This window comes from Brevibacillus borstelensis (assembly GCF_037834415.1).
GTDB lineage: Bacteria > Bacillota > Bacilli > Brevibacillales > Brevibacillaceae > Brevibacillus > Brevibacillus borstelensis_A.
Window position 1 is genome coordinate 1 of record NZ_JAUMSJ010000002.1, and the last position, 26,916, is coordinate 26,916.

The 26,916-nt window shown below is 53.8% G+C and carries 23 protein-coding genes; 7 read left to right on the forward strand and 16 right to left on the reverse strand.

Features of this window, described 5'->3' with window-relative positions; translation table 11 throughout:
- The coding region (locus Q3F21_RS01875; RefSeq protein ID WP_340249609.1) for a hypothetical protein at nt 1-600 on the forward strand (600 nt) is incomplete at its 5' end.
- On the opposite strand, the gene Q3F21_RS01880 is transcribed toward Q3F21_RS01875, so the two are convergent.
- Together Q3F21_RS01880 and hprK are read right to left on the reverse strand one after the other, a co-directional pair.
- The gene (locus Q3F21_RS01880) at nt 554-1,069 is read right to left on the reverse strand and encodes an acyltransferase (protein WP_340249611.1); all 516 of its coding nucleotides are present in this window, start codon (nt 1,067-1,069) and stop codon (nt 554-556) included. The genes Q3F21_RS01875 and Q3F21_RS01880 overlap by 47 nt on opposite strands.
- A gap of 68 nt (nt 1,070-1,137) precedes the next feature.
- Complete coding sequence (gene hprK, locus Q3F21_RS01885; protein WP_340249613.1) at nt 1,138-2,073, reverse strand: HPr(Ser) kinase/phosphatase; 936 nt, start codon at nt 2,071-2,073, stop codon at nt 1,138-1,140.
- A gap of 242 nt (nt 2,074-2,315) precedes the next feature.
- On the opposite strand from hprK, the gene Q3F21_RS01890 reads away from it, so the two are divergent.
- Genes Q3F21_RS01890 through Q3F21_RS01900 form a run of 3 tightly spaced genes read left to right on the forward strand, consistent with a single transcriptional unit; the run spans nt 2,316 to nt 4,414 of the window.
- Nucleotides 2,316-3,656, forward strand: coding sequence for a sensor histidine kinase (locus Q3F21_RS01890; protein WP_340249615.1), 1,341 nt, complete (start codon nt 2,316-2,318; stop codon nt 3,654-3,656).
- 15 nt (nt 3,657-3,671) lie between these two features.
- Nucleotides 3,672-4,289, forward strand: a complete 618-nt coding sequence (locus Q3F21_RS01895) for an accessory gene regulator ArgB-like protein (RefSeq protein ID WP_340249617.1) — start codon at nt 3,672-3,674, stop codon at nt 4,287-4,289.
- Nucleotides 4,286-4,414: a hypothetical protein gene (locus tag Q3F21_RS01900; RefSeq protein WP_340249619.1), complete on the forward strand. Its 129-nt coding sequence runs from the start codon at nt 4,286-4,288 to the stop codon at nt 4,412-4,414. Before Q3F21_RS01895 ends, Q3F21_RS01900 begins: the two co-directional genes overlap by 4 nt.
- A 196-nt stretch (nt 4,415-4,610) precedes the next feature.
- Here Q3F21_RS01900 and Q3F21_RS01905 read toward each other — a convergent pair whose 3' ends face one another.
- The 4 genes from Q3F21_RS01905 to uvrB all read right to left on the reverse strand — a co-directional run bounded on the left by Q3F21_RS01905 (nt 4,611) and on the right by uvrB (nt 10,758).
- A complete protein-coding gene (locus tag Q3F21_RS01905) occupies nt 4,611-4,970 on the reverse strand; it encodes a phage holin family protein (protein WP_340249620.1) in 360 nt (119 codons plus the stop codon).
- A 52-nt stretch (nt 4,971-5,022) separates the two neighbouring features.
- Nucleotides 5,023-5,652 (reverse strand): HD domain-containing protein, encoded by a 630-nt coding sequence (locus Q3F21_RS01910; protein ID WP_340249621.1) that lies wholly within the window; start codon nt 5,650-5,652, stop codon nt 5,023-5,025.
- Between the two features lie 247 nt (nt 5,653-5,899).
- Nucleotides 5,900-8,767, reverse strand: coding sequence for an excinuclease ABC subunit UvrA (gene uvrA / locus Q3F21_RS01915; RefSeq protein WP_340249622.1), 2,868 nt, complete (start codon nt 8,765-8,767; stop codon nt 5,900-5,902).
- A gap of 14 nt (nt 8,768-8,781) precedes the next feature.
- Complete coding sequence (gene uvrB / locus Q3F21_RS01920; protein ID WP_340249624.1) at nt 8,782-10,758, reverse strand: excinuclease ABC subunit UvrB; 1,977 nt, start codon at nt 10,756-10,758, stop codon at nt 8,782-8,784.
- A 170-nt stretch (nt 10,759-10,928) separates the two neighbouring features.
- Between uvrB and Q3F21_RS01925 the strand changes: the two genes are divergently transcribed.
- Nucleotides 10,929-11,864, forward strand: a complete 936-nt coding sequence (locus Q3F21_RS01925) for a flagellar hook assembly protein FlgD (RefSeq protein WP_340249625.1) — start codon at nt 10,929-10,931, stop codon at nt 11,862-11,864.
- A 77-nt stretch (nt 11,865-11,941) separates the two neighbouring features.
- Here the strand turns inward: Q3F21_RS01925 and Q3F21_RS01930 are convergent, their stop codons facing one another.
- The 6 genes from Q3F21_RS01930 to ftsE form a co-directional block, all read right to left on the reverse strand.
- Nucleotides 11,942-13,636, reverse strand: a complete 1,695-nt coding sequence (locus Q3F21_RS01930; protein ID WP_340249626.1) for a hypothetical protein — start codon at nt 13,634-13,636, stop codon at nt 11,942-11,944.
- A gap of 185 nt (nt 13,637-13,821) precedes the next feature.
- Nucleotides 13,822-15,090, reverse strand: a complete 1,269-nt coding sequence (locus Q3F21_RS01935; protein ID WP_340249627.1) for a PDZ domain-containing protein — start codon at nt 15,088-15,090, stop codon at nt 13,822-13,824.
- Nucleotides 15,091-15,260: 170 nt separating this feature from the next.
- A complete protein-coding gene (locus tag Q3F21_RS01940) occupies nt 15,261-16,739 on the reverse strand; it encodes a S41 family peptidase (protein ID WP_340250082.1) in 1,479 nt (492 codons plus the stop codon).
- Between the two features lie 99 nt (nt 16,740-16,838).
- Nucleotides 16,839-18,038 (reverse strand): murein hydrolase activator EnvC family protein, encoded by a 1,200-nt coding sequence (locus Q3F21_RS01945; RefSeq protein WP_340249629.1) that lies wholly within the window; start codon nt 18,036-18,038, stop codon nt 16,839-16,841.
- Between the two features lie 22 nt (nt 18,039-18,060).
- Nucleotides 18,061-18,957 carry a permease-like cell division protein FtsX gene (ftsX, locus tag Q3F21_RS01950; protein ID WP_340249631.1) on the reverse strand — a complete coding sequence of 299 codons (897 nt, stop codon included), beginning with the start codon at nt 18,955-18,957 and terminating at the stop codon, nt 18,061-18,063.
- The gene (gene ftsE, locus Q3F21_RS01955; protein ID WP_340249633.1) at nt 18,947-19,633 is read right to left on the reverse strand and encodes a cell division ATP-binding protein FtsE; all 687 of its coding nucleotides are present in this window, start codon (nt 19,631-19,633) and stop codon (nt 18,947-18,949) included. Before ftsE ends, ftsX begins: the two co-directional genes overlap by 11 nt.
- Nucleotides 19,634-19,986: 353 nt before the next feature.
- Between ftsE and Q3F21_RS01960 the strand changes: the two genes are divergently transcribed.
- The gene (locus Q3F21_RS01960) at nt 19,987-21,144 is read left to right on the forward strand and encodes an iron-containing alcohol dehydrogenase (RefSeq protein ID WP_340249635.1); all 1,158 of its coding nucleotides are present in this window, start codon (nt 19,987-19,989) and stop codon (nt 21,142-21,144) included.
- Between the two features lie 122 nt (nt 21,145-21,266).
- Here Q3F21_RS01960 and Q3F21_RS01965 read toward each other — a convergent pair whose 3' ends face one another.
- The gene (locus Q3F21_RS01965) at nt 21,267-22,823 is read right to left on the reverse strand and encodes a DUF4179 domain-containing protein (protein WP_340249638.1); all 1,557 of its coding nucleotides are present in this window, start codon (nt 22,821-22,823) and stop codon (nt 21,267-21,269) included.
- Nucleotides 22,816-23,394 (reverse strand): RNA polymerase sigma factor, encoded by a 579-nt coding sequence (locus Q3F21_RS01970; protein ID WP_340249639.1) that lies wholly within the window; start codon nt 23,392-23,394, stop codon nt 22,816-22,818. Before Q3F21_RS01970 ends, Q3F21_RS01965 begins: the two co-directional genes overlap by 8 nt.
- A 151-nt stretch (nt 23,395-23,545) precedes the next feature.
- Here Q3F21_RS01970 and Q3F21_RS01975 point away from each other — a divergent pair, with 151 nt between their 5' ends.
- The gene (locus Q3F21_RS01975) at nt 23,546-24,091 is read left to right on the forward strand and encodes a hypothetical protein (RefSeq protein WP_340249641.1); all 546 of its coding nucleotides are present in this window, start codon (nt 23,546-23,548) and stop codon (nt 24,089-24,091) included.
- 30 nt (nt 24,092-24,121) lie between these two features.
- Here the strand turns inward: Q3F21_RS01975 and argH are convergent, their stop codons facing one another.
- Both argH and Q3F21_RS01985 read right to left on the reverse strand, forming a co-directional pair.
- Nucleotides 24,122-25,567 (reverse strand): argininosuccinate lyase, encoded by a 1,446-nt coding sequence (argH, locus tag Q3F21_RS01980; protein ID WP_340249643.1) that lies wholly within the window; start codon nt 25,565-25,567, stop codon nt 24,122-24,124.
- Nucleotides 25,564-26,823, reverse strand: coding sequence for an argininosuccinate synthase (locus Q3F21_RS01985; protein ID WP_340249644.1), 1,260 nt, complete (start codon nt 26,821-26,823; stop codon nt 25,564-25,566). The genes argH and Q3F21_RS01985 overlap by 4 nt, the downstream gene beginning before the upstream one ends.
- Between the last annotated feature and the right edge of the window lie 93 nt (nt 26,824-26,916).

Sequence of the window (26,916 nt, forward strand, 5' to 3'; positions counted from 1 at the left end):
GGCTGGACTTCGCTAGTCGCTCCGAATGGAAACAGGCTTCTCTGTCGAGCAGAACTGCTTCTGCCAGCTTTAAAAAGCACGCGGGATAACTCAGGTTGTCTAAGGCTTATGGGAAACCTGATCTCATCAATCCGACAGGAGATTCTTTTTGAATGTCAGCCCTCTTCGCAAGTAAGGCTCTTTTTCAACCATTCAAGCGTATGCCCAAACTGTTTTTTAGATGTAACCAACAGCTGTAGAGATGAAAAAGGAGAAAACGGCGAAGGTCTTTGGGACACCTCCCAGGCGGAATGGAAAAAGCAAAACACGCTTTTAGCGTCCAACTCTGAAACGCTTCTTCGAGCCAGCCGCTTTTGGACGCGGTTTTGCTTTTGGAATGCAGCCGGACAGTCCAACCCCTCGCAGTGTCCCACCGAACCTGTAGCCGTTTTCTCCTTTTTCATCTCCTCCACCAAAAGCCCGTCCATCCACCAACAAAAAAGCGGCTCCGTCGAAAGCCTAGATTACAAACGAAACCGCCGATTGCCCGGCGGTTCGATGACTTGCTTCTTTGCTATGTTGTCTGCTCAGTGGTCCGCTGATCGACCTCTTCGCGAATGATCTGCATCGGATTGCCGCCCACGAACGCTCCGGGAGGAACATCCTTGTGGACAACCGTTCCGGCAGCCACGATCGCCCCTTCGCCGATGGTGATTCCCGGCAAAATGGTGCTGTTGGCCCCGATCAGCACGCGGTCTTCAATGCGGACTTCTCCCAATCGGTATTCATCCACCAGGTACTCGTGCGCAAGAATGGTCGTATTGTAGCCGATCACGCAATTGCGGCCGATCTTGATCAGCTCCGGAAACATGATGTCCATCATGACCATCAACGCTACCGCTGTCTTTTCTCCGATGTCCATCCGCAAAAAAGTCCGGTAGAGCCAGTTTTTCCAGGAGAGAAACGGCGTGTATCGGGCAATCTGTATGACGACAAAATTTTTGACCACTTTCCAGAAGCTAACGGTTTTATACAACTGCCACAACGGATTCGCCCCGTGAACGGGAAATCGTTTGGTCTTTCTGCTCATCTGCTCGTCCCTTTCGCGTGTGCCTTTCACAAGATGCTGGTAAAGCTGACCGCTCTTGAACAGCTCGTCTACAAGTCGGAATCGGTGTCCTCCAAAATCATATCGGACTGCTTTTTGGAAAAATGAACGGCGGCATTGTATCCCATCCGCTTCAGCCTGAAGTTCATCGCGGCCACTTCGATGATGACCGCCAGGTTGCGGCCGGGACGGACAGGCACGGTAATGATCGGGATTTCCGTATCCATAATCTTGATTGTTTCTTCATCCAGCCCAAGTCGTTCGTATTGCTTATGCGGTTCCCACAGCTCCAGTTGGACTACCATGGCGATGTTTTTGACGTTCCGGACGGCACCCGCGCCAAACATGGTCATCACATTGATAATGCCGACACCGCGAATTTCAAGCAAATGCTGAATCAGCTCCGGAGCGCTTCCGACCAGCTGCCCTCCCTGGGTTTGGCGAATTTCTACCGCGTCATCCGCCACGAGACGGTGCCCCCGCTTGACCAGCTCCAATGCCGCCTCGCTTTTTCCAATTCCGCTAGAACCCATGATCAGCACGCCTACCCCGTAAATGTCGGTCAACACACCGTGAATGGTAGTCGTCGGAGCCAGCCGATTCTCCAGGAAATTAGTCACTTTGCCTACCAAAGTGGTAGTCGCGAGCGATGATTGGAGGACGGGAAGACCGCGTTCATTGGAAATCTCCAGTATTTCTTCCGGCACCTGCAGGCTGCGGGCCACACAAAAACAAGGGGTTTGGTCTTGCATGAGAAAACGCATGCGTTCCAGCCTTTCTTCCCTGGTGAGCGTCTCGAAAAAATTTATTTCGGTCAATCCGAACAGTTGGATGCGTTCTTCGGCGTAATACGAGTAATAGCCGGCCAGCTGAAGACCCGGACGACTCAAGTCCGTTACCGTTATCTCTCTCCCCAGCCCTTCTTCGCCGCTCAGCAGCTTCATGTTGAAATGATCCATCAGGTGACTTACTTTTGTTTTCCTCACTAGTCTTCCCCCTCCAAGTCTGCCTGCGCTCGTCCCTTTTTGTATCCCCATTGTATCGAAAGAGCCAGCGTCGCTCAACATCAGAATATTCAAACTCTTTCAACATCATTTACATTAATCGACTTATTTCATAAGATAGAAGTAGTGTTTCAGCTTTGTTACATACAGTCTGGTATACTAGAAGTTACATAATTGCCCCCGTTTTTCGTATGTGCGTTACAGATTGAGAGGAGGCAAGGTAATTGGATTTCCTGCTCCGTTTCTTCCTTATAGATGTACCCGAAGCCTTCTTGCTTCTGACAATCGGTTTTGCTCTATTCAATCAATCTCCGGTTGCCCAATTAAAGAAAGCTATCTTTTTTTGTATCCTATTCGCAATTGCAGGGGAGTCTCTCAGCCTGTCAAATGTCCCCTACCAACCGAAAATTGTCACGATGCTTCTCGTGACCTGCCTGTTTATCCTGCTTCTCTTTAAAGTAAGGGTGTTTGTGGCTGTTTCCATGGCGATTGCCTCGATCGGAGGCATGATCCTCGCAGAATTTGCACTTCTGATGCTGTTCAACAGCCAACAAATTTACGGAGTTGACATTATCACCACATCGTTTCTGAAGCATTTTGCGGGCTTGCTTTATTTATTGATCCTGGCGCTTTTGGCTTTCTTTCTGCGAATGCTCAAGATCGATTTACGGAGGATGATTCCGCGAAACCGTCATAACCGTTACCTGTTCATGCTGATTTTGATTGGAAGCGTTGAGTTTTTGTTGATCTTGTTTATGAACACATCGTTTTTTATCAGGGGTAACAATTCTCCTTTACTTCAATTTTACACGACACAATATCAGCTATTCTTTCAACTCGTCATTCTGTTCTTGTTTATCGTGATCGTCTACCTTTTCCGAATTTACGTCAACCTGACGATTAACCGCGTCGAGACTGAAACGGAAACCCCTTATCTGCAAAGCATCAACGACCTTTTGACCGCGATCCGGTCCATCAAACACGATTCTCTCAACCACTACACGGCTATCAATGGTTTCCTGAAGGAAGGCATGCATGATATGGGCAGAGAATACGTGCAGCAGCTTCTGCAGGAAACGGTGTCAATCGAACAAGCGGTGGAAAACAGTGTCCAAGTTTTGGAGGGCATTCAAAATCCGGCCATCTCTGCGCTGTTTCAATCGAAAATGGCTATTTGCATCGCCGAGCGAATATCCTGCGACATCAAAATCTTCGGAACTCATCAATTTTCTTTTATTCGAACGTATGACCTGATCAAGATTATCGGCAACCTTTTCGACAATGCCATTCGAGCTTCCTCCTACGAACTGGAGGAAAACCGTTATATAAAGCTGGAATGGGGTTATTCCGAAGGGGAGCAATACCTTAATATCGAAAATAGTGGACCTACGATTCCACCAGAAAAACTCGAAGCCATATTTCAACTGGGATATACGACGAAAACAAATGGAGAAGGAGGGGTTGGACTGGCTATTGTCAAATCCGTGACCGAAAGATACGGAGGCAAGATTCAGGTTCGCTCAGAACAAGGCGTTACCAGCTTTCGTATTTCCTTTAGCTTGTAATAAAGGGGTGTTTCGATGGGATGGATGGAAAAGACATCGAAGCGGATTGCCAAAAAACTCATATCTGATGATACCACTCACACAGAGGAACAGCTCTCTCACGGCATCGAAATCTTTCTCTTAAATCTTTTAAACGTGTGCTGCCTGTTCCTCGTTTCTCTCCTACTCGACATCGTATGGGAGGTTTTTTTCCTCACCGCCATCTACTACTTGCATCGCCTTATCACCGGGGGGGTTCACATGAGCACCCCTATGTCCTGTCTCATCGTCGGGACAGTGACCTTGTCAGGAGCAGGATTCGCGATGGCCCGTCTTCCCTTGCTTCCCATACCATTGGCCTATTTCTTGATCATCATTTCCATGAGCGCAGCCTTTTTGATTAATTGGCGGCATGCTCCCGCCGCGCATACGTATCTGCCTACCGATGAAGGAGTAAGACAACTCAACAAAAAAATAGTTTTATTTATGGTTGCGATAGGTTGCGTTTTTATATTTTTTCTAGTAATATATTACCAAAAACCAGCTATGATTTACACACTCGCTGTTTTTCTTCAGTCGCTGCACCTCCATCCGGTTTCATACCGTATGGTGGCCGGCCTTGAACAAATGATTCGAAAGGGTGGTACGTTATGAAGAAATTGCGTAAACTGGCATCTAATTTCTTTGCATCCTTGTCAGCCTTGCATGTTGCCGGAGTATTAAAAGGAGGCTTCTTCTACGAACCGGTTCCTCCTTCTCAGCGCGAAAAACAGCAGTAGTCTTTCCGCCTTTACACACACAAGGGTGTCCCCGAACGCGGGGGCTCCCTTTTTTACGTGAAAAGCGGCTGTTTCGCGAGGAAAGCTCTACCTGCGAAGACAGCCACTCTCTTTTTTCCTGCCATCTTTCATCCAGTCTTCCGGTCCTTCCAGTCAGGCTGGCTGCACCCCACCATGTCCTTTTATGAAACGTTGCTTACTTGTTTTTGCTGAGGACGCTCTCAATGATCCACCCAAACAAGCTCATTAGCGCCGCTGCCATCAGAACCGTCCAGAATGATCCCGGCCAGTTCCCCACCTCAAAGCCATTGATCATATAGGCGGTCAGCGCAAAGGTGAGCGTGTTGATCACGAACCAAAACAATCCCAGTGTCAAGAAGTGCAGCGGCAAGGAAAAGAACACCAGGATCGGCCTGATAACCGTGTTGACCACCCCCAGGATGAATGCCGCCCAGACCGCTACCCCGAAACTGGAGAGGGTAATCGTCTCAAACCACTGGCTAATCAACAACAAGGCCGCACCGTTCAACAAGAGCTTGAGTATCCATCGAATCATCCGTTTCCCCTCTTTCCTGTGGCTTTAGAAACAGGCAACGCTGCCTGAATCACTAAAGCTCCCCTTGCAGTTCTTTGTTCCACTGTTCAAAAAACTGTTGCATAAAGGCGTGGCGCTCTGCCGCGATACGACGTGCTGTCCCGGTTATCAGACGTTCTTTTATCCGGCTGAGCTTCCTTTCGTACTCCTTGGCGGGCGTATGCTGGGACGGCTCATCCGAGACAAGCGGTTGACCGATCACTCCCGAATAGGCAAACGCGCGAGCAATCCCGATCGCACCAATCGAGTCCAGTTTGTCGGCATCGAAAAGGATCTGGTCCTCAAGCGAAGTCGGCGGCCGCTCCTTTCGAAAGCGGTGAGCCAGGATCACCTGTTGGACCAGCGCTACTTTTTCGGCAGAATAAGCGTACTCTGTCAGCAGCTCCGGCACGAGGCGTGCGCTAATTTCCGCATGACACTCCCCCGTCCGTCTTTCTTCCGCACGGCCAATATCGTGAAGCAAAGCAGCCAGCCGGAGGATTTCCATATCTGCCGATTCCTCGCGCCCGATCCGCTCACATAGTCCAATGACGCGAAGATTGTGCTGCCAATCATGCGCCGGGTCCTGTCCGCCGAAAAACCGTTCCGCCTTTTTTACCAATAGCTTTGGCAAGCATGCCAGCGCTTCTTTTGCGAACTCCATCTCTTTACACTCTCCCTTTACGGACGGAAGTAAAGCACTGCTTTTTTAAAAGAAATCCGATTTTGCTGCTTCGGAAAGAAAACCCGGAGTGATTACTCCGGGCTGTGTCGTGCATCTCTTGAAGCTCGTTCTTATTTAGATGAGCGCCTGCATGGGCCCTCTCGTAAAAATGCGCACATTTGACTGACATCCTTGCCGAGTCATACTCCATTATACTCACGAGCCATCGTGCTCATGTCAGTTGCACTTACTTGGAGACGAGCTCTTCCAATCTGGCTGCCGTGCGAGCGCGGTCGCGTTCCAGGACAGGCTTCAGGAACTGGCCGGTATAAGACCCCTGCACCTCTGCCAGCTCTTCCGGCGTCCCGGTGCCTACGATTTGTCCGCCGCGGGTACCGCCTTCCGGGCCCAAATCAATAATGTGGTCTACCGTCTTGATGACATCCAGGTTGTGCTCGATCACCAGTACCGTGTCCCCGTTTTCCACCAACCTCTGCAATACTTTCAGCAGGCGGTCAATGTCGTCGGTATGCAGGCCAGTCGTCGGTTCGTCGAGGATATAGAGAGTACGGCCGGAGCTTCGGCGGTACAGCTCGGAAGCGAGCTTGACGCGCTGCGCTTCCCCGCCTGAGAGCGTGGTGGCCGGCTGTCCCAGCTTCATGTAGCCCAGTCCCACGTCGAGCAAGGTTTGCAGCTTGCGCTCGATCCTCGGCAGGTTGCGGAAATACTCCAGCGAATCCTCAATCGTCATTTCCAGCACGTCGGCAATGCTTTTGCCCTTGTATTTCACTTCCAGCGTTTCCCGATTGTAGCGCTTGCCGTGGCAAACCTCGCAAGGGACGTATACATCGGGCAGAAAGTGCATTTCAATCTTGATAATTCCGTCACCGCTGCACGCTTCACAGCGGCCGCCCTTCACATTGAAGCTGAAGCGGCCCTTTTTGTACCCGCGGACTTTCGCTTCGTTGGTCGACGCAAACAGATCGCGGATATCGTCGAACACGCCGGTATACGTGGCAGGGTTGGAGCGCGGCGTACGTCCGATCGGCGACTGGTCGATATCGATCACCTTGTCGAGGTGCTCCAGACCCGTTATCCGCCTATGCTCGCCCGGCTTTGCCTTGGCGCGGTTGAGCTCGCGGGCCAGCGCCTTGTGCAAAATCTCGTTAATCAATGTGCTTTTTCCCGAACCGGACACGCCCGTGACGGCGACAAACAAGCCGAGCGGGATTTTCGCAGTGACGTTTTTCAGGTTGTTTTCTTTTGCTCCCTCGATAGCAAGCCACTTGTCGCTTGGCTTGCGGCGCTCCATCGGCACCGGAATGAACTTGCGTCCGCTCAGGTAAGCGCCCGTCAAGGAATCGGGGTTCTCCATCACTTCCTGCGGCGTACCTGCCGCAATGACTCGTCCTCCGTGAATGCCGGCTCCCGGACCGATGTCGATGATGTAGTCGCAAGCCATCATCGTATCCTCGTCATGCTCAACGACAATCAGCGTATTGCCCAGCTTGGTCATGTGCTCCAGCGTCTTGATCAGGCGGGCGTTGTCGCGCTGATGGAGACCGATGCTCGGCTCGTCCAGGATGTAGAGAACGCCCATCAGGCTGGAACCGATCTGGGTGGCAAGCCGGATGCGCTGCGCCTCCCCGCCGGAAAGCGTACCTGCCGCACGGCTCAACGTCAGGTAGTCCAGTCCGACGTCGATCAGGAAGTTGAGGCGAGCCTTGATTTCCTTCACGATCAAGTTTGCGATCTTCATTTCTTTTTCGGTCAGATCCAGTGTATCGATAAACTGATACGCATCGGTGATAGACAGATCGGTCAGCTCGGAAATGCTGCGCCCGCCCACCCGTACGGCCAGGCTTTCCTGACGAAGGCGATGTCCCTTGCAAACAGGGCAATGCTTTTGGCTCATGAAGCCTTCGATTTGTTCGCGAATATAGTCAGAACTGGTCTCCAGATGGCGGCGCTGCAGGTTGGGCACCACACCCTCGAAAGGAACCGTCGCCTCCCGCACCTGGCCAAACTCGTTTTCGTAGCGGAACTGGATTTTTTCTCCCTGGCTGCCGTACATCAGGATTTGTTTGTGCTCCTCCGGCAGCTCTTCGTACGGGATGTCCATCCGAATGCCGAAATGACGGCAAGCGGACTCCAGAAGCTGTTGGTAATACGTCGAGGATTTCGGCTCCCAGGCCCCGATGGCACCGTCGGCAAGCGACTTGGTGACGTCGGGTACGACCATGTCCGGGTCCACTTCCAGCTTGACGCCCAGTCCATCGCACTCCGGGCAGGCGCCGAACGGGCTGTTGAAAGAAAACATGCGCGGCTCCAGCTCACCGATGGAAAAGCCGCAGACCGGGCAGGAGTGTTTCTCGCTGAACAACAGCTCTTCCTGCTCCATGACGTCGACGATCACCTTTCCATCGGCCAGACGAAGCGCCGTCTCCAGCGAATCGGCCAGACGCGCCTGCACGTCCGGCTTGACGACAATCCGGTCCACGACGACCTCGATGCTGTGCTTTTTGTTTTTCTCCAGCTTGATCTCCTCGGACAAATCGCGAATCTCGCCGTCTACCCGCACGCGGACAAAGCCCTGCTTACGGATGTCCTCCAGGAGCTTGACGTGCTCCCCTTTGCGTCCCTGAACCATTGGAGCCAGGATTTGCAGGCGCGTACGCTCGGGGTACACCATCACGCGGTCGACCATCTGCTCGATCGTCTGGGACTGGATCTCGATGCCGTGTTCCGGACAGATCGCTCTGCCTACGCGTGCGTACAACAGGCGCAGGTAATCGTAAATTTCGGTTACGGTCCCTACCGTAGAGCGCGGGTTGCGGCTCGTCGTCTTTTGATCGATCGAGATCGCGGGAGACAAGCCTTCGATGGAATCCACGTCCGGCTTGTCCATCTGCCCGAGAAATTGACGGGCATAAGCGGACAGCGACTCTACATACCGCCGCTGTCCTTCGGCGTAAATCGTATCAAATGCAAGCGATGACTTCCCTGAGCCCGACAATCCCGTCAGCACGACAAACTTGTCGCGAGGAATGACGACATCGACGTTTTTCAGATTGTGGGCACGGGCGCCTTTTACCACAATATGTTCCAATGGCATGCAATTCCCTCTCCTTAGAGCTCTGCCTTCAGCTCAAGAATCAAATCACGCAACTCGGCTGCTCGCTCGAACATGAGGTTGCGCGCCGCTTCCTTCATTTCTTCTTCCATCCGCTCGATCACCTGGATGCGATCCTTCTTCGGCATTTTTTTGAAGTCCGCATGCGGCAGGTAGTCTGCCTTTTCTTCCGCCACCTTGGTCGCTTCGATGACTTCGCGGACAGCCTTTTTGACCGTTTGCGGCGTAATTCCGTGCTTTTCGTTGTATTCCGTCTGGATTCTGCGGCGCCGCTCGGTCTCGCTGATCGCCGCCTGCATCGAATCCGTTATTTTGTCGGCGTACATGATGACGCGTCCCTCGGCGTTGCGCGCGGCGCGTCCGATCGTCTGGATCAGGGAGCGCTCGTTGCGCAGGAAGCCCTCTTTGTCCGCGTCGAGAATGGCGACGAGCGAAACCTCCGGCAAATCGAGACCCTCCCGCAGCAGGTTGATCCCGATCAGCACGTCAAATTCACCCAGGCGCAAGGAACGCAAAATCTGCATCCGCTCAATCGTCTTGATGTCAGAGTGCAGATAGCGAACCTTGATGCCAATATCCTTCAGGTAATCGGTCAGGTCTTCGGACATCTTTTTCGTCAAGGTCGTCACCAGAACCCGTTCGTCCTTGGCGATCGTCGCCTGAATCTCGCCGATCAGATCGTCGATTTGCCCCTTGATCGGGCGGACGGTCACAGTCGGGTCCACCAGACCGGTCGGACGGATAACCTGCTGGACGACTTCGGGACAATGCTCCAGCTCATAGGGACCCGGTGTGGCGGAAATGTAGATCGCCTGCTTCAGCTTGGCTTCGAACTCTTCGAATTTGAGCGGCCTGTTGTCGCGCGCCGACGGCAGACGGAAGCCGTGATCAACGAGGACATCCTTGCGCGCCCGGTCTCCGTTGTACATGGCGCGGACTTGCGGCAGGGTCATATGCGACTCATCCATGACGACGAGAAAGTCGTCGGGAAAATAATCGATCAGCGTATACGGCGCGTGTCCTTCCGGCAGGCCGGTCAGATGGCGCGAGTAGTTTTCGATCCCGGAGCAGAAGCCCATCTCCATCATCATCTCGATGTCGTAGCGGGTGCGCTGCTCCAGACGCTGGGCCTCCAGCAGCTTGCCTGCTTCGCGAAACTCCGCGAGCCTTGCCTCCAGCTCCAGCTCAATGTTTTGGACGGCGCGTTTCATTTTTTCTTCCCGCGTCACGTAGTGGGAAGCAGGGAAAATCGCCACGTGATCGCGCTGCCCGAGGATTTCCCCGGTCAGGACATCGATGGCGGTGATTCGTTCGATCTCATCGCCGAAAAATTCGACCCGAATCGCCTGCTCGCTGTGCGAAGCAGGGAATATTTCCACGACATCGCCTCGTACACGGAATGTCCCGCGCGTGAAGTTGATGTCGTTTCGATCGTATTGGATGTCCACCAGACGGTGCAGGATCTCGTCACGGCTTTTTTCCATCCCGACCCGGAGCGACAGCAGCAGCTCCCGGTACTCTTCGGGAGAACCCAAACCGTAAATGCACGACACCGAAGCGACGATAATCACGTCGCGCCGCTCAAACAACGCGCTGGTTGCGGAGTGGCGCAGCTTGTCGATCTCGTCGTTGATGCTGGAATCCTTTTCGATATACGTATCCGATTGGGGAATGTACGCTTCCGGTTGATAGTAATCGTAGTAGCTGACGAAGTATTCCACCGCGTTGTTCGGGAAAAACTCCTTGAACTCGGCACACAGCTGGGCAGCCAGCGTCTTGTTGTGGGCCATCACCAGCGTCGGCTTGTTGACCTGGGCTATCACCTGGGCTACCGTAAAGGTCTTTCCCGTACCGGTCGCGCCCAGCAGTGTCTGGTGCCGCTTTCCGGCAAGTACACCCTCCACCAGCTCGGCAATGGCTGTCGGCTGGTCTCCGGACGGCTGAAACTCCGATACCAATTCAAAACGGTCCATTCCCTCGTTCATCTCCTTGTCACATCTCATTTCCATTATAACACAATCATTCAAAAAATAAGCCGGAAATTCGAACAAATGTTTGTCTTCACTTTCAGGCCGCTTTTGCCGATACTTCTAAAGAAGAATTCGACCGTATCGAAGGACCCGTCAGGACAGGGAGGACAGTCATGTCAGATACAAACACCGTCAATAACAGCACTTATATACAACCCCATTTGAGCTATAAAGGCAAAAAGGAGTTTTCCACCGAGCTGGACCAAAATGCCTTTATGAAGCTGATGCTGGAGCAGCTGAAACACCAGGACCCGCTCTCTCCGATGGACAACTCGCAATTCCTGCAGCAGACGAGCATGATGACCATGGTCGAGAAGCTGACTAAAATGGCCAGCCTGATGGAGCAATCTAACAGCAGCATGCTGACCCTGCGCGAATACGAAACGCTCGTCGGCAGAACAGCCAGCTATGACATGCAGACAAAAGACGAAATGACCGGCGAGGTGACCCATAAGAAAAAATCGGGAGTCATCGAAGCCGTATACATGGATCAGGGAAAAATCTATTTCCGCATCCAGGGCGAGAAAACGCCGGTTCCGCGCGAATGGATCGAGGGCCTGGAATCGAAGGGCTTGTCCGGAAACAGTCTGGACAGCAGCATCAAGTACGCCGGGATGATCGGCAAGGAGGTTTCCTATACCGAATCCAAACAAGTGGACAAGGACGGAAACCCTGACACTACAGATGACGTCACGACCGTCGATGAGGTCAAGAACGGAGTCATCGTCGGATTTACGCTGAAAAACAATGTCGTTCAATTCCAGTTGGACAACGGAAATGCGATCCAGCTGGAAAACATCACAGGCATGGCGGTCAAGCCGGACAATGTGAGTATGGATAATACCCTCCAGTACGCCCAGATGATCGGCTATAAAATCACCTACACAGACTCGGCCACCCAAACAGACGGTACGACCACGACCAACGAACACACAGGAGTGATCAAAGCCGTCAGCATGAAAAACGGCCTGGTCGAGTTTGTTCTAGGCGATGACAAGAAGGTAAAGCTGAACCAGATCATCGGGTACGAAGCGCAAGCATATGCATAAAACCCTTTTCGGGAAGCAAGTCAAAAGCCGTTCGGATTCTTCTTCCGAACGGCTTTTTCTGTTTGTGGAGCCAGCGTCTATTCATCGACCATCACTTTTCCAGTCAGAGCATCCACGTAAACGGTCGTATCCACCCGGGGCTCCGGTCCGCAGAAGCAATGGGCACGCGATTGTCGGAAGGACAGGTCGTACACAAGCTTCCACTCCGGTTTGTCCTCTGGTCTGTTTTGCAGCTTTACGTACGTAAGCTCCAGCGGATACGCCTGCAGCAGGGCGTTTAGAGCTGCTTGCTCGGCAATGGCTTTGGCACGCTCCGGCAATTTCGCCTGATCATAGCGCTCCGCCCTCAGTTCGCGGATCGAACCGTCCAAAGGATTGACTTCCACGACATATGCGCCCTCTTCTGCGGATTGTCCGCTCTTGATCACCGGCAGACCCGCCACGACCGGATCGGCCACCCAAATGCTCCGCTCTTCGTTGCCCTCATCAAACACGCGGAACTGCTGAGTACCTGATGGCAGCAGCTTTTCCAACCAGGAGACAGCCGATTGGAGATCCCTGCTCTTGTCTGTTTTTTTCCGTGGAGACGTCCCATCGGTTTGGCTCATGCCCATCAGTTTGCCTGTCTTGGCATCGACTTCGACGAGCAGATGATATCTCTTGTCTCCCTTCGCCTCGTCCGGAAAATTTCCCAGTTGGTACGGCTTCTCCTGATCAGTCACATCTTTTTTGAAAATTCCCCAGACATAAACGCGGTGCTGCTCACCATTCTCCATGTCCTTTGCAAACTCCGACAGCGGCCATTTCTCCACGTCTTTTCCAGTGATTTCCTTGGCAAATACCTTTACCTCCGCCTCGTTTTTCAGAGCGGCATAGCTTCCTTTGCCGACAACGGAGACCGTTTTCGCCTTCGCGGGGGCGGCCTCCATGCGTTTTCCCGTAAAGGCATCAATGGCACTGCCGGTATGAGGGCCTGCTACTATCCCGCCCTTGATGGCATAGACCAGATGCGCCTGGGGTTTGCCCGCTTCTGCTCCGGACAACGGTGAGGCTTGCCCGGGAACCATGTACATCAGCTCCAGCGGCTTGCTTTCGGCAAAGCGCTGTTGGGCTGTCGCCATCGACAAAACGCGCTGCGGAGACGGCATTTCCTTGTGGTCGATCGGTTCGTAAAGAGCGCCGTTAAACGTTCGGAAGCCGATAATCCGGCCTGTTGCATCGACAGTGACAAAACAGTCGTAGGGATCGCTTAGTGCGACTTGATTATGCTTGCGGACAAAACGCACCGTAAACGTACCGTCCTTGCGGGTGACGTCTCGCGCTTCATATGATTTTCCGAAAGGATGAAGGCCAAAAAGAAAGCCGGCAGCCCTCGACTTGACGACTTCCTCGGTCAGCTGCCCTGTCTGATGGTTTGAGGTACCCGCAGGGTTCAGCTCCAGCACCAGCAGATTCCCCGATTGACTATCGAATATCGCACGATCAGACTTCACTTCCCCTTTATTCACCGCCATGATAAAAGAAATACTATCCCCGCTGACCCCTGGACCGTCAACGGGACCATCGTATACAACCGAGCTGTTTCTCAGCTCGGGAATCAGCCGGGTCACATTTTGAATCCCCTTGGAGATCGCTACCGGTACGGGCGTGACCGCTGTCGCGGCGTTGGCTGCCGCAGCAAGGCCGGACGAGGCGAGCGGGAATGAAAGAAGACTGGCTGTTATGACTGTTCCGGCACAAAAACGCAGCGCATGTTTTCTATATGTGTTCATGCAGATTGTATCCTCCTTTTTCCACTATTAACAAGACGCGCGGAGGGGTTGTCTTGTTACATCGTAACTGTATAGAAAAATGTGAAAAAAGCTTTGTCCTTTATGTCCCACGGGGGAAATAAAAAAGCGCGGAACCTTTGCCCGCGCTTTTTATCGATTTAAAACATTCATGTAAAAGTTTGCCGTTACGCCCCGAGATTCAGCTTTTCCAGCTTCTGCTTCACCAGCTGCACGACGCTTGCCTGCTGCATATCCACGAACACTCTCGTATTTGCGTCCGGCACCACGATAATCCCCAGCTGATGATGATTGCCCGCATAGACGGCGCACTGGACAAATTTGACCTCGCCGTCCAGAGTGAGCACCTCCATTTTGCAGAAAGCGGGATTGACTTGCAGGGCGGGGTACAAGTCTTCCTTGTTCCGCACTGACACGCCGTTTACCTTGACGATAATCTCTCCCGGCCTGATCCCGATCTCTTCCGCTGGAGTGCCCGGCAGAACGGCCATTACCTTGACTCCCTGCGTGGACTGGATAAAATACGGAGCTTTTTGCCGCTCCTGCCACTGGCTCAGCCAGAACAGACCTTCGTGGCCGATGAGCGAGAACAGCGCAGCCAGGAGGATGAGCGGCATCCACAAGGCCGCCAGGGCAGTCAATCCGAGCAGCACGACCGCATACAGCGCCAGTTGTCTGGATATTTGTCCCGCTCGCTGTGCTGGCGTCTCTGTCTGTGTCAATACGGAAAAACCGGTAACCGAAGGGAGCAGCAGCAAAGCGAAGGAAGCTGCGCCAGGGGCAAAAAACGGCCAGCTTGGATACAGCGCTCCGCTGAAGCTTCCCGCCTCCACAGGCACAAACAATGCAAGCGGCGTCACCCAAAACGAGTGCAGCAGATAGGCTCCGACGATCCTTCCTCGCTGCCCCTCCACGAACAGCGGCGACGCATCCCGTCCCCTGTTCCAGCGGACCAGAAATGCCTCGATCAAGTGCATGATGGCTACAAGGGCCAAAAGCGGCACGGGCTTGGCCTGAACGAGCATGCTCCAGACCGTCCCGATTCCCGGTACAGCAGAGACGTCGGGAAAGACCCTTGCAATCGCGTGAAACAGCGTCAACAGTCCCGCTGCATAGGCAAAACAGAGAAAGCGCAGCCGGATTAAAGCCAAGACCGCCGCAAAGCCCCACAGCAGCCAAAGATCCTGTATTTGTATGACAACCCCCAATGCAGCAGCCAAAAGAGAAATCAGCAGTCCTCCGGTGATGCCCATGCCGAGAGAGCGGATCGTCTGCTGAAGGGGGAATTGAATACGAACGGCAAACAGCTGTCTCTCCAGCAGCATCTGGCGTCGGTAGTGCAAATAAATAAACAGCAGAAACAAGTAAAAAACGGGGTTGAGAAGAAAGCCGCCAAACCCGGCCAGCACCGAAAGGGTATCTCCTTGAAACGCCATTTGCCTCACCTCGCATAAACAGCTTTGAAAAGCGTGACTTTGCCAAGCTGCGGCACCGTCAACGCAGCGCTTTTCCTGTCATTTGCAATCAAAAAAGAAACCACGACCGTTCATAGCCGTGGTTACCATTTCTACGGAAGACAGGAGATTCCCTGCCACATCCCGCTGGATTATTTTACCTTTGTCTGCTGAGCCACTACTTCGAGCGCTTTTTGCAGTTGAAGGTCATTTTCCGGTTTGCGAATTTCTTCGCGCAGACTGTCCTCCAGCGCTGTCCGCGTCGCCTGATCGACCGCTCCCGTCACCGGCAGCTTGTGGGCAGCCTGGAATTTCTTCACGGCCTGCTCCGTCTTCTCGTCAAAGTAGCCGTCGTCACGGCCTGCCGGAAGCTTCAGTCCGGTCAGGATCAGCTGCAGGTTCTTGACATCGCTGCCCGCCATGTCACGGGAAAGCGCCTTGTCTGTCGGCAACTGCGTCGCGTTGAAGTACTCAGGCTGCGCTACCTTCACGTCAGGCTCGATACCTTTCTCGTGAATCCAGTTGCCTTTTGGCGTCAGCCACTTGGCGATGGTCAGCTTCAGTTGGCTTTTGTCTGCCATCTCCATGGTGCTTTGCACGGTTCCTTTACCGAACGATTTCTCTCCGACAAGCTTGTAGCCGCCGCTTTCGCTCATCGCTCCGGCGAGAATCTCCGACGCGCTCGCGCTGCCCCCGTTGATCAGGACCGCGATCGGGTACGGTTTGGCCGCGTCTGTCTTGGAAAAATACTCTTCGCGCTGTTTGTTCGCAGAGCCGTATTCGATCTCGACGATCTTGTCTTTGTTTGGTATCAGCGACTCGCCGATTTCTTTTACGGCCAGCAAGTAACCGCCCGGATTGCCGCGAACGTCGATGATCAAACCGCCGATGCCCTTTTTCTCCAGATCATTCAACTGGTCAGTAAAATGCTTGGATGTGTCGGAGGAGAATTGCGTCAGGCTGATGACTCCCACCTTGACTCCGTTCTTCTCTATGATTTGGCTCGTCACCGTCTCGATCGGAATATCGTCGCGGACGCAGACGACCGTAAGCGGCTCGGCGACTCCCGGACGGGCGATCTTCAGCACCGCTTTGGAGCCTTTGGGACCGCGAATTTTGGTAACAGCCTGATGGAGATCAAGTCCCTCAAGCGACTCTCCGTTTACGCTGAGAATCTGGTCGTTTGGACGCAGGCCCGCACGTTCGGCCGGGGAGCCCTTAAAGGGCGATACCACGGTCACACGTCCGTTCTGCATCGTCACTTCCGTACCGATCCCCTGGAATGTCGAATGCAGCGTCGAATTGAATTCCTCCGCCGATGACGGGTCCATGTAGTCGCTGTACGGATCCTTCAGGGAACCGACCATGCCGCCGATGGCCCCTTCAACCAGTTGATCAGTCGTCACATCCTGAATGTACTCCTGCTTGATGGCGGAAAACGCATCGAGCAGCTTCTTGAATTCTTTCGGGTACTCCTGCTGGCTCCCCGCGAACAGAGAGCCTGCCGCCGCAGTAACGGCCGTAGCGTTACTCGAACCGGCGGACGTTTTCATCAAACCCATGGTCAAAATGCTACTCGCGACCATGGCGACAAGCACGAGGGCAAACACGGAACGTCCATTCCATTTCATCGTCACGACACCATCCTTTGTGCTCCCCGGTGGAAAAGGTATGCAGCTAGTGTATGCAAATCTGTCAGGCAATATTTGCCTGAACGTCTCCGGAACGCGTTAGCGAAGGTACGGCATCGGATCGACAGCCACATCGTTTTTGTACACGGTGAAATGCAAGTGGTTGCCTGTAGAACGGCCGGTAGAACCGACCTCGGCAATGATTTGGCCTTTATCCACTTGTTGTCCCACCGACACCTTGATGCCTCCCTCGCGGATATGGCCGTAAAGCGTTCTAATCTCGGGACTGTGCTTGATCATCACCGCGTTGCCGAAGCCTCCGTAGTAGCCGGCGAAGACGACAATGCCCGGAGCCGCTGCCTTGATCGGCGTTCCCTTATGTGCAGCCATGTCTACTCCATTATGCCCAGCGGAGCGGCCGGTAAACGGGTCTTTTCGCACGCCGAAGCCGGAAGACCAGCGGAACAGCCCGTCATCGATCGGCAGAGCAAGCTGCCCGCCCTTGTAGCCGTTGCTGCCGGCGCTGAGCGCCCGCACTCTTTCAGCGTACTTGGCATCTTCCTGTTTTACAAGGGCCAATAATTGCTGGCCGTATTCTTCCAGGCTCTCATTCAGCTGCGCTTCTTGCTTCTGCAGCTCGGCCTTCACGACAACGCTGCGCTTGTACTGCTTGTCCAATTCGGCTTTCAGATTTTCCGCCTCTTCGTACATCCCCGCATACACGGTGAGCTGGTGGTCGATCTCTTTTTTCTTCTTTTCGATCGTGTCCTTGTCCCGCTTGTTGTCTTCGAGAATTTTCGTATCCTGCTCCAAAATCAGCTTCAAACCCTGCATGCGGGTCAGAAAATCGCCAAAGTCGGAGGCGCCGAGCAAAACATCCAAGTAGGAGACGGTTCCGCGCTCATACATGACCTTGACACGCGTCTTCAAGAGGGCGTCCCGCTTGACGACCCGGTCGATAGCCTCGTCGAGGTGGTCCTGCGCTTCCGCCGCCTTTACCTTGGTCACTTCCATCTCGGCTTCGAGCTTATCCAGCTTGTTCTGGGTTTCGTTTCGGCGAAGGTCAATCGCCATCAGCTCTGTTTCCAGGTCTTTCGTCTGCTTTTGGACCGTAGCGATCTGTTGTTTGGTCGCCTCTACCTTTTTTCGCTGCGCATTTTTCTTTTGCTGAATGGCTTTCAATTCCTGATTGATTTTGTCTAGGGATGACTTGCTTGCTGCCCAGCTGACGGTTGAAGGCGCGGCGGAGACAGCCAGGAGGCCTGTCACCAATACGGATAGCAGTATCTTCTTCCTCATAGTTCTCCTCCCTAGTAAGTGATTACACCCGCAAAAAGCGGCGGACTGACACCAGACTGCCCCAAATGCCGATAAAGGCCCCGATAGAAAGCAGCGCCAACGCCACCTGGTAGACAAGCGGGAACAGCGGCAGCAGTTGGAACATTTGCGATCCGATCAGGCTTCCATTGATCGCTTCGACCAAATAGTGATAGCTGATAATCAAAAGAACGATCGGGATCAAGGCGCCCAAGATGCCCATCAGCAGGCCTTCGACAAAGAACGGCCAGCGGATAAACCAGTTGGTGGCGCCGACGAGTTTCATGATCTCGATCTCCCGGCGGCGCGCTACGATCGTCAGCTTGATCGTATTGGCAATGAGGAACATCGCCGTGAAGCCGAGACCGATGATGAAGCCGATCCCCACGTTGCGGACCGCGCCGGTGGCGACAAACAGCTTTTCTACCGTTCCTTCGCCGTAGTTGATGCTGCTGACAAACTCCAGCTTCTTGACCTCGCTGGCGACTGCGGCCGTTTCCTGCGGGAGCCTTGTTTTGACGACAAACGCGTCCGGCAGGGGATTCTCCTTTTCCATACCTTCAAACAAATACGCCTTTTCGCCCATGCCCTCCCTCAGCTGCTTCAGTCCCTCGTCTTTCGGAATAAACTGAACGGATTCCACTTTGGGAATCGACTTAATCTTTTGCTCAAGCGACGCGATGTTGTCTTTTGTCGCAAGGGTGTCGATAAATACGCGAATCTCGACTTGCTTTTCCACATTTTGGGCGAAGAAGTTGACGTTCATCGCCAAAATCAGAAACACGCCCAAAATCAGCAGAGTAATGGTAACGGCGCTGATGGAAGCGAAGGTCATCCAGCCGTTCCTGACGAGGTTTTTGACCCCTTCACGGGCGTGGCGTCCCAGCGTTCTAATCTTCATAACCGTATTCCCCTCTCTGCTCGTCGCGGGCAATCTGTCCCGCCTCGATGGCAACGACCCGCTTTCTCATCGTGTTGACAATTTCCCGGTTGTGCGTAGCCATGACGACCGTCGTCCCCCGCTGGTTGATCTCTTCAAACAGCTTCATGATCTCCCACGAAGTTTCCGGGTCGAGGTTGCCCGTCGGCTCGTCCGCGATAATGATGCCCGGGCTGTTGACCAGCGCCCGCGCCAGCGCGACACGCTGCTGCTCGCCGCCGGACAGCTCGCTCGGCAGCATTTTTGCCTTGTGCTTCAGCTTGACAAGCCCCAGCACGTCCATGACGCGCGGCTTGATCTGTTTCGGCGATGCCTCGATGACCTCCATGGCGAAGGCCACGTTTTCGAAAACGCTCAAGGTCGGGAGCAGCTTGAAATCCTGAAACACGACGCCGATGCTGCGGCGCACCATCGGAATCTGGCGCTCCTTGATCCGGCTGACATTAAAGCCTCCGAGGAAAATCTGCCCCTTGGTCGGTTTTTCCTCGCGGTACATCAGCTTGATGAAGGTCGATTTTCCCGCACCGCTCGGACCTACTACATACACGAATTCGCCCTTTTCGATGCGAATATTGATCCCTTTCAAGGCATTGGTGCCGTTGGGATAGGTTTTCCAGACGTCAAACATCTCGATCAAGCAAATCACATCCTACATTGTCAGATCCGTCTATCTTTGCTCTCTAGATCCTCGTATTTATGTACACATTCAAAAAGTAATGAACAACCGTCCTTATCCGACAAAGCTTGCATCCATCCGTCTTCCGCCGCCGCGAGATGGTAAATTGCGACAGCGGATATAGCCATCCGTTCTATTATACCACCGTGTTTCGAGGATGGTATCCACTAAATCTCTCATTTCTTGTCGAATCGCTATCACTTTCTCATTTTTTTCTATTTCTCCCCTGCACTTCGCGGCACATCGTCAACTGGTTTGTTTGTTTTCGCTTGGCTACAATAAAGGGGTGACGACTTGCGAAAGGGGCTCTGACCGTGAATCATTTTGTTTACCATAATCCGACTGAACTGATATTCGGAAAAGGACAATTGTCCCATCTGAAAGACAAGGCCGCCAAGCTGGGCTCGTCTGTTCTGCTTGTCTATGGCGGCGGCAGCATCAAGCGCTCCGGCTTGTACGACAAGATCATCTCTCTACTTGGGGAGGCGGGCTGCCAGATGCATGAGCTTGCCGGAGTGGAACCGAACCCTCGCCTGTCTACCGTAAAAAAGGGCATCGACATTTGCCGCAAGCAAGGGGTCGATTGGGTTTTGGCCGTTGGCGGAGGCAGCGTGATCGACGCGTCCAAGGCGATCGCTGTCGGCGTGCCGTACGAAGGGGACGTTTGGGATTTCTACACCCGCAAGGCTGTACCCCAAAAAGCGCTTCCGCTCGGCACCGTTCTGACGCTCGCCGCAACCGGCTCCGAAATGAACCGCGGCAGCGTGGTGACGAACTGGGAGACGCAAGAGAAGTTTGGCGGCACCACCACATTCCCGACCTTCTCGATCCTCGATCCGGAAAACACCTTCTCGGTGCCCCGGGACCAGACGGTTTACGGCATGTGCGACATCATGTCCCACGTGTTTGAGCAGTATTTCAGCCACACGCCGGAAATTCCGCTGCAAACCCGCTTCGCAGAATCCATTCTGAAGACCGTCATCGAGAACGCCGAGCGCGTGCTGGCCAATCTGGAGGATTACGACGCCCGGGCCAACATTATGTACTGCGGAACGATGGCTTTGAACGGCACGCTGCCGGTCGGGGTGGAAACGGACTGGGCGACGCACTCGATCGAACATGCAGTCAGTGCCGTCTACGACATTCCGCACGGCGGCGGTCTGGCGATCATTTTCCCGAAATGGATGCGTTACGTCTACCGTGAGAACGTGGAGCGCTTCAAGCGCTTCGCGACAGAGGTATGGGGAGTCGATCTGGCAGGCAAGTCGGATGAGGACATCGCCCTTGCCGGGATTGAGGCGACAGAGGCTTTCTTTGCCCGCATCGGCGCACCTGCCCGGCTGGCAGACTATCAGATCGGCGACGAAAAGCTTCAGGTAATGGCCGAGAAGGCCACGCCGTTTGGGCCGATTGGCCGCTTTAAGAAGCTGGAGAGCGCGGATGTGGCCGAGATTTTGCGAATGTGTCTGTAAGCATTCAGGAACAAAAAAGAGGATAGGAGCCACTGCGAGCTTCTATCCTTCTTTGCTTTTTATGGCAGCTGAGGGAATGATCCCTATCCAGGCAGAGCTTATTTCTCCGGTGTCTGGCTCGTTTACTTGACCGGCAATTCCACGCTCCAATCCACATCCGCATACCTTTTGGTCACGGCCGACAGGGATATCGTCAGCTGTTTCGGGATTTGCTCCATCTCTCCCACATCCAGACCAAACCTCATGATTTCTCTGCCTTGGGCATCTTTCCCGATGCTGTCGTAAGTAGAGCCGTTAATCGGATAGGACTTCCCGCTCTCATCCGTGATCACCCACCAAACGAACTCGATGGACGAAATGTCCCGAACGGCTGCTTCCAACGTAAGAACCGTACTGTTTTCGCGGATCTGAGGGTCTTCCGCTTTCAAGCTTTTCACGGTAAACAGGCTTCCCTTGTACTCGACGCTCTTCGGCTCCGCCGCCAGCTTCTCCGGCTGAAATGAAAACGTCAGGTCTGCCGGTTCTGTCACATGTACGGCGTCCAACACAAACGTAAACGGACCGCTTTCTCCAAATGGCACATAGGCAGTATTCCACGTAAAGTGTCCATATCGGTCGCCAGAACACCGCCCCTCCGTCAGCATTCCCTGCTCGAGACCGTCGTCTTCCCGTTTATAGGCCGTCACATCTTTTCCGTTTTTGTCCAGTATCCGATACTCCAGGCGATACTGCTGATACGGGACGTAAGGAGCGTAATCAGGGTCTTGCGTTTTTCCCGTCATCTCCCGGGCATATTGTGAAAGCCTCTTTTTCGCTCCTTCATCCCATTTGGTTTCCATTCCCAGCACTGTAGACGAGGGAGCGTCCGTTACCGTGTGAAGCGCAATTTGCAGCCCTTGTGGCGTTGTGTACCGGCCATCCACAGGAATAATGCGGGTGGCTGCGATCGCTTCCTTCATGGAAAACGGCACCTCCAGCTTCCAGTTGCCTTTTACTGTTCCGATTTTCCGCACATCGATGAGCAGCTTCATCTGATCAGGAACCGGCCGCTTTTCCAAGTCTTCCAAGGAAAAACTGAGGTAACCGAGATATCTCTCCCTGTCCCCTCCCCCACCAAACCCGCTGTTCAGCGGCTGATTTTTCTCGTCTGTCAGTTCGATGACTTTGTCAAGGTTCTTCCGAATCTCCTGTGGATCGATAAAAGTTCCGTCCGTCTTTTTGATTTGGTAGGATACAAACACTCGGGTAGGGTCGGCCATAATCGCCTTGACTTCAATCGTAATGCCTTGGTCAGTAACGGAGGCATTGACGGATCGGGCATGCCCCTCAATTGTTGCCCTCTCGATACCCTTGTCCAGACTTCCCTCTCCAAACAATGCTCGTACCTTTTCTTGCGCCGCCTGTGCAGTTCCCTCCAGATTCGTCTTGTTCGAAACTCCCTGTCCGATCAATGACTTTACCTGGGCGGAAAAGTCCGGAGACACATACGTGCCGACCCCCACTGCAAACATTACCGCTCCCGCTGTGGCGAATGACATGGAGGCCCAGCGATACCAACGACGTTTACCCTGACGCGGCTTGCGCTTGACCGCCGCAGTCGGCATCACAAAATCCGGAATCTCCTCCCGTTCAGCCATGCGATTCAATACAGAAGAAATCTCCTGATCGAGCTTATTCATTTGCACTCACTCCTATCTCGGACAACTGGGGTTTGTCATCTTGCCTTCGCAGTTCTGCGCCAATCAGCTTCCGGGCATGATGCAGCCGGGATTTCACAGTTCCCTCAAATACGCCAATCATCTCGGCAATCTCCGCGACGCTGAAATCTCCATAGTAGTACAAAATCACTACCGTACGGTGTTTTACCTTCATCGTGCAGATGGCCCTCCAGATCTGCTGCTGTTCTTCTCGTTCGATCACGCTCTTCAAAGGGTTAGCCGATTCATCCGCCCATTCCTGGTATACACCGGAAGGCCTGTGTCTGCGAACGGCATTGAGCGCGCGATGGGTGACAATCTTGGCGAACCAGGTCCGAAACGACACGCCCCTGTCGGGATCAAAGCGATCCAGAGACTGATACACCTCAAACAAGGCCTCCTGTACAGCGTCCTGAGCCAGCTGCCGATCGTGGATGATCAGGCAGGCTGTACGGTAAGCCATCGCCAAGTGAGGCTGAACCAGCTCCTCGAAGCTGGCGCTATCGCCCTGCCGGCACTTGACGGACAACTCCGTTTCCTTCACTTCCCTCACATTTTGTCCTCCTTTCAGGTTCTTTTGCTCTATATTCACCGCTCGAACGGATTTGGTTCAAAAAAAAATTTACGTTTTTCCGATTTGTATAACACATCCTTACCTGCTATTTTATAGAAAACAGCAAAAAGATTCAGGGGAGAGATTTCGGATGCACATGAACGAACGTGTTACCCACAAGGAGGGGCAGAGGTTTCGGAGCAAGCTGCTCTGGGGATTTGTCATCGGCTTCGACGTTTTCATGTTTGTTGGCTTCAGCTGGTTGTTCTACTACCTCAAGTTTACGGAGAACGGCTTGTCCCAACCCTCGAGCGATCTGGAGATTTGGACGATTTTCATTCTCTTTGGCCTGTTCATACCGGCCCTGATCACCTCGCTGTTTTTGATGAAGCTCGTCGTTGTAGTGGGGGAACACGCTCTGACCATCCGCATGTCCCCGCTCGTAAAGCGGCGTATCCCTTACAACAAGATCGTTTCGTGCGAAATCTGCCAATTTAACCCCGCCCTGGATTACGGCGGCTGGGGAGTCAGGTACACGTTTGGCGGCTGGGCTTACATCGTCAGCGGAAACCGCGGAATTAAAATTTCCTTGGAACAGCATAAACAGGTCGTCATCAGCTCGGACGATCCGGAAAAACTGCTGGAAGCCTTGACGGAAGCGATAAACAAAGCAAAAAACCCCCAAGCGCCGCTGTAATCGCGGACTTGGGGGTTTTGACGTCCCGGCTTACGCCGGCGACCCGACATCGATCAGTGATTCGATCATGACCTTTTGGCTGTTTTTGTCGACCCAGGCATGCGTCTCCTTGAGAAGCTCGCGGTATGCGGCGATTTGCGCTTCCACCTGGCCGCGTGCCGTTCCGCCGAGCACATCGCGGGCGTTGACGACCGTCTCCACTGCCAGTGCCTCATACACGTCGCTGTCAATGTCGGCGGAGAACATCCGAAACTCTTCAAGCGTCAAGTCCAGCAAGTATTTCTGCTGCTCGATGCAGTAGAGCACGGCGCGTCCCACCACTTCATGCGCCTGGCGGAACGGCATTTCCTTGCGCACCAGATAGTCGGCGAGGTCAGTCGCATTGGAAAAATCCTGTGTCACGGCCTGGCGCATCCGGTCCGTCTTGACCTGCATCGTCTGGATCATCGGCGTGAGCAGGGCCAGTGCCCCGTGCAGCGTCGCAACCGTGTCGAACATGCCTTCTTTGTCTTCCTGCATGTCTTTGTTGTAAGCGAGCGGCAGCCCCTTCAGGACGGTCAAAAGGCCAAACAGGTTGCCGTACACCCGCCCCGTCTTTCCGCGAACCAGCTCCGCCACATCCGGATTCTTCTTCTGCGGCATGATGCTGGAGCCGGTGCAGAACGCGTCGTCCAGCTCCACAAAGGAGAACTCCTGGCTGCTCCAGATCACCAGCTCCTCGCACAGACGGGAGAGATGCGCCATTAAAAGGGACGCGCTTGCCAAAAACTCCACGATGAAGTCGCGATCACTCACCGCGTCCATGCTGTTTAGATAGATGCCGTCAAACTGGAGAAGCTCAGCGACGAAAGCGCGGTCGATCGGGAACGTGGTGCCAGCCAGCGCACCGGCCCCGAGCGGCAGCACGTTCACCCGTTTCCAGCAGTCGCGCATCCGCTCGATATCTCGCTGCAGCATGGATACGTACGCCATCATATGGTAGCCGAAGAGGACCGGCTGGGCCCGCTGCAGATGAGTGTAGCCCGGCATCACTGTATCCAGATGGCTGTTTGCCTGCTCCAGCAGCGCCTCTTGCAGGTACATGGAGAGCTGGATGATCTCCATCAGCTTTTCCCGCAAATACAAATGCATGTCGAGAGCTACCTGATCGTTGCGGCTCCTTCCCGTGTGCAGCTTGCCGCCCACCGGGCCGATTTCCTCGATCAGCATTTTCTCTATGTTCATGTGCACATCTTCATGCGCCACGACAAATTGCACGTGCCCCCGCTCGATCTTTTCCTTTACCTTCTTCAGGCCGGCGATGATCTGCCTGACCTCATCCATCGGCAGGATGCCGCACTTGCCCAGCATCGCCACGTGAGCCAGGCTGCCGACGATATCTTGCCGCCACATCTGCTGGTCGAAAGAGATGGAAGCTGTATATTCTTCTACAAGCTGATTCGTCGGCTTCGTGAAGCGTCCTCCCCACAGTTTCATTGCACAATCGCATCCTTTTCGTCCAAAATCTTGATTGGCGTCTTCACATTTTCATGCAGTACGCCCTCATTCACCTCCGCGTACACCTTGGTCGGCAGGCCCCACAGCTTGATGAAGCCAATCGCCGCTTTGTGGTCGAATTGGTCGCCCGCCGCGTACGTAGCCAGCTCGTGGCTGTAGAGCGTGGAATCCGATTTGCGGCCCACGACGATGGCATGCCCCTTGTGCAGCTTCACGCGCACCACGCCGGTGACGTATTTTTGCGTCTCTTCGATGAAGGCTTGCAGGGCGTTGCGGATCGGCGAATACCAGAGTCCCTCGTAAATGACCTGCGCTACTTTTTGCTCGACGATCGGCTTGAACTGGGCCACCTCCCGCGGCTGGGTCAGGAACTCCAGCTCGCGGTGCGCCAGGATCAATGTGGTCGCGGCAGGAGTCTCATACACTTCCCGGGACTTGATCCCGACCAGGCGGTTTTCCACGTGGTCGATGCGGCCGACGCCGTGGTTTCCGGCGATTTTGTTCAGCTTCAGAATCAGCTCGGACAGCAGAAGCTCTTCGCCGTTCAGCGCGGTCGGCACCCCTTTGACAAAGGTGATCTCGATTTCCTCCGGCTGATCTGGCGTATCGGCGATGGATTTGGTCAGATCGTACGCGCCCTCCGGCGGCGCTGCCCAAGGGTCTTCCAGAACGCCGCACTCGCAGCTTCTGCCCCACAGGTTTTGGTCGATGCTGTAGGGATTGTCCAGATCGATCGGGATCGGGATGTTGTTCTTTTTCGCATATTCAATCTCTTCGTCGCGCGTCCAGCCCCATTCGCGGACAGGGGCCACGATTTTGAGATTCGGGTTCAGAGCCGTAAAGGAAACGTCGAAGCGGACCTGGTCGTTTCCTTTGCCCGTGCAGCCGTGCGCGACAGCGACAGCGCCTTCTTTTTCCGCGATCTCTACCAGAACGCGGGAAATCAGGTAGCGGGACAAAGCGGAGACGAGCGGGTATTTGCCTTCGTACATCGCGTTTGCCTGCAGTGCCGGAAGCACGTATTCCTGGGCGAATGCCTCCTTCGCGTCGACGACAATCGACTTCAATGCGCCGACCTGCAGCGCTTTCTTCTGGACAAAATCAAGGTCCTTCCCCTCGCCTACGTCCAGCGCTACCGCAATGACGTCGTAATTGTATGTGTCTTGCAGCCATTTGATTGCTACGGATGTATCTAAACCGCCAGAATAGGCCAAAACGATTTTTTCTTTTGCCATCGTTCTTTCTCTCCCCGTGTAGAAGAATTATTTATGAGTAATTATACATTTGAACTCATAAAAATACAACACTTTTTCTGTTCTTCCCTTTTT

Bases quoted from the DNA above. Each gene is read 5' to 3' on its own strand.
- Q3F21_RS01880 (WP_340249611.1), bottom strand. From the start codon at position 1,069: ATGAGCAGAAAGACCAAACGATTTCCCGTTCACGGGGCGAATCCGTTG.
- Q3F21_RS01895 (WP_340249617.1), top strand. From the start codon at position 3,672: ATGGGATGGATGGAAAAGACATCGAAGCGGATTGCCAAAAAACTCATA.
- Q3F21_RS01900 (WP_340249619.1), top strand. From the start codon at position 4,286: ATGAAGAAATTGCGTAAACTGGCATCTAATTTCTTTGCATCCTTGTCA.
- Q3F21_RS01905 (WP_340249620.1), bottom strand. From the start codon at position 4,970: ATGATTCGATGGATACTCAAGCTCTTGTTGAACGGTGCGGCCTTGTTG.
- Q3F21_RS01910 (WP_340249621.1), bottom strand. From the start codon at position 5,652: ATGGAGTTCGCAAAAGAAGCGCTGGCATGCTTGCCAAAGCTATTGGTA.
- uvrA (WP_340249622.1), bottom strand. From the start codon at position 8,767: ATGCCATTGGAACATATTGTGGTAAAAGGCGCCCGTGCCCACAATCTG.
- uvrB (WP_340249624.1), bottom strand. From the start codon at position 10,758: ATGGACCGTTTTGAATTGGTATCGGAGTTTCAGCCGTCCGGAGACCAG.
- Q3F21_RS01925 (WP_340249625.1), top strand. From the start codon at position 10,929: ATGTCAGATACAAACACCGTCAATAACAGCACTTATATACAACCCCAT.
- Q3F21_RS01930 (WP_340249626.1), bottom strand. From the start codon at position 13,636: ATGAACACATATAGAAAACATGCGCTGCGTTTTTGTGCCGGAACAGTC.
- Q3F21_RS01935 (WP_340249627.1), bottom strand. From the start codon at position 15,090: ATGGCGTTTCAAGGAGATACCCTTTCGGTGCTGGCCGGGTTTGGCGGC.
- Q3F21_RS01940 (WP_340250082.1), bottom strand. From the start codon at position 16,739: ATGAAATGGAATGGACGTTCCGTGTTTGCCCTCGTGCTTGTCGCCATG.
- Q3F21_RS01945 (WP_340249629.1), bottom strand. From the start codon at position 18,038: ATGAGGAAGAAGATACTGCTATCCGTATTGGTGACAGGCCTCCTGGCT.
- ftsX (WP_340249631.1), bottom strand. From the start codon at position 18,957: ATGAAGATTAGAACGCTGGGACGCCACGCCCGTGAAGGGGTCAAAAAC.
- Q3F21_RS01965 (WP_340249638.1), bottom strand. From the start codon at position 22,823: ATGAATAAGCTCGATCAGGAGATTTCTTCTGTATTGAATCGCATGGCT.
- Q3F21_RS01975 (WP_340249641.1), top strand. From the start codon at position 23,546: ATGCACATGAACGAACGTGTTACCCACAAGGAGGGGCAGAGGTTTCGG.
- argH (WP_340249643.1), bottom strand. From the start codon at position 25,567: ATGAAACTGTGGGGAGGACGCTTCACGAAGCCGACGAATCAGCTTGTA.
- Q3F21_RS01985 (WP_340249644.1), bottom strand. From the start codon at position 26,823: ATGGCAAAAGAAAAAATCGTTTTGGCCTATTCTGGCGGTTTAGATACA.